This is a genomic window from Actinacidiphila bryophytorum, from assembly GCF_016916835.1.
In the GTDB taxonomy this organism is placed as follows: domain Bacteria; phylum Actinomycetota; class Actinomycetes; order Streptomycetales; family Streptomycetaceae; genus Actinacidiphila; species Actinacidiphila bryophytorum.
The window spans coordinates 1-2331 of record NZ_JAFFIX010000064.1 but is presented as its reverse complement, the minus strand read 5'-3'; the positions used below and the strand labels follow the sequence as shown (position 1 = coordinate 2331).

Here is a 2331-nt window from a genome sequence, read left to right as displayed (position 1 = left end):
AGCGAGCGTCTGGAGTGGCCGGCCGAGGTACGAGGCCGTGCGCGCAGGGCGCGAGGAGGAGGACCGACCGACAAAGCTGGACGGCTGACCCCCGGCGGCGGAGCTTGTACGACGGATCGGTACTCGGTACCTTCCCCTCGTGGCACTCAGTGCCATACGATGCGGCTGCGTCGGCACGCCGTGCGGACACGTCCCCATCGAGCGCAGGGAGTTGGCCATGATCCAGTCACCGTCCGGCAGCGTGTCGGAAGCCCGGGATTCCGGTGTGTCGTACCAGCTCTGCCGCTGGTGCGGCACGGCGTCCTTCAGGCGGCTGCTGTGCCCGGTGTGCGCGTCGAGCGACCTGGTCCCCGCCCGCGGTTCCGGGCTGGGGGTCGTCGTGCGGTCGGGTGTCGTGCAGCGCAACACCGACGCGGCACGCAACGAGTCGGTCGTGCGCTTCCCCGAGGGATTCGTCTCCCGGTGCACCGTCGTGGACGCCGGGCCGCACCCGGTGGAGGTGGGCACCGCGGTCCGCTGGCTGCCCGACGCGGAGGCGGCGGAGGGCGAACTGCTCCTGGAACTGTGCGACTCGGGGCTGCCCGACGCGTGGACGTGATCCGGCCAGGTGTTGCCGAAACCCCGCGCGGCCTGCCCGGACGGCACGTCAGTTCGGGGAAGGGGATGACCGCTGCCCTCCCGGCTGGTTAGGCTCAGCCCGGTTGCACGGGAGCGCTCCCACGGCGTGCCCGGCGCAGCCGGCCCTCACCTCCCGAGGGCACTCTCCCCCCACGAGAGCACGGAGGACACCTGTGTCACGCCTCACCCGAAACCCAGGCCCCGGCGGGGCGGCCCCGGCCCCCTCGCCCGCGGCACGGCTGCGCAAGGCCACGGCGCTCGGCCTGGCCACGGGCCTCGCCGCCGCCGGTATCGCACTGGGCACCCAGCTCACCGCGGGCGCCGCGGTGCAGAGCAGCCTTCCCGGCGGGACCCAGTTCTACAAGGACCCCCACTCCCAGGTCGCCCGCTGGGTCGCCGCGAATCCCGGCGACTCCCGTGAGCCGATCATCGCCCGGCGTATCGCCTCCCAGCCGCAGGCGGTCTGGTTCTCCAACTACAGCCCCTCCACCGTCACCAACGACGTCAAGGCGATCACCCAGCCCGCGGCCGCCGCGGGACAGGTGCCCGTGCTGGCCGTCTACGAGATCCCCAACCGCGACTGCGGCGGGGCGTCAGCCGGCGGCGCGCCGGACCTGTCCTCGTACGACGCCTGGGTGCGCAACTTCGCCGCGGGGCTCGGCAGCGGCCAGTCGATCGTCATCCTGGAGCCCGACTCCATCTCCCTGACGACGTGCCTGTCCGCGCAGCAGCAGACCGACCGCTTCGCCTCGCTCGCCCGGGCGGGCTCCGCGATCCACTCCGCCGCGCCCAACGCCAAGGTCTACATGGACGGCGGCCACTCGGCCTGGAACAGCGCCTCGGAGCAGGCCAACCGGCTGCGCAGCGCCGGCATCCTGACCAGCGCCGACGGGCTGTTCACCAACGTCTCCAACTTCAACACGACCTCCAACGAGGTCAACTTCGCCAAGAACGTGCTGGCCTCGCTGGGCAACCCGGGCAACCTGCACGCCGTGGTCGACACCAGCCGCAACGGCAACGGCCCGGCCTCCGGCGGTGCCTGGTGCGACCCGTCAGGCCGGGCGATCGGCGCCTACCCCACGACCAACACCGGGGACTCGGCGATCGACGCCTTCCTCTGGGTGAAGCCGCCGGGTGAGGCGGACGGCTGCGCGGGCGCCGCGGGCACCTTCCTGCCGGACGTGGCCTACGCCCTGGCCTCGGCCGGTGCGTCCGACCCGACGACTCCGCCGACCACGACACCTCCCACCACTCCGCCGACCACACCTCCCACGACACCTCCCACGACCCCGCCGACCACCACTCCGCCGACCACACCGCCGGCCGGCGCGAGCTGCGCGGTCAGCTACCAGGTCGCCAGCGCCTGGAACGGCGGCTTCACCGCGAACGTGACCATCAGCAACACCGGCGGCAGCGCCGTCAACGGCTGGTCGCTCGCGTGGACCTTCCCCGCCGACCAGAAGATCACCAGCGCGTGGAACGCCAAGGCCGCCCAGTCCGGCGCCGCCGTGACGGCCACCGACCTGGGGTACAACTCCTCGATCCCGGCCGGCGGCTCCACCGGCTTCGGCTTCCAGGGGACGGGCAACGGCACCTCGGTGCCGACCGCCTTCACCCTCAACGGTGCCGCCTGCACCGTGTCCTGACGCACGCCCTGCTCCGATACGACGGCCGGCCCGGTGACTCCGGGCCGGCCGCCTGTGCTTGTGGGTG

The 2331-nt window shown here is 72.8% G+C and carries 2 protein-coding genes; both read left to right on the top strand.

The window, feature by feature from the left end; all coding sequences use genetic code 11:
- The first annotated feature begins 217 nt into the window (after positions 1–217).
- Complete coding sequence (locus JT723_RS34585) at positions 218–598, top strand: zinc ribbon domain-containing protein (protein WP_205048869.1); 381 nt, start codon at positions 218–220, stop codon at positions 596–598.
- A 193-nt stretch (positions 599–791) separates the two neighbouring features.
- Complete coding sequence (locus tag JT723_RS34580) at positions 792–2264, top strand: glycoside hydrolase family 6 protein (RefSeq protein WP_251513171.1); 1473 nt, start codon at positions 792–794, stop codon at positions 2262–2264.
- The last annotated feature ends 67 nt before the right edge of the window (positions 2265–2331 follow it).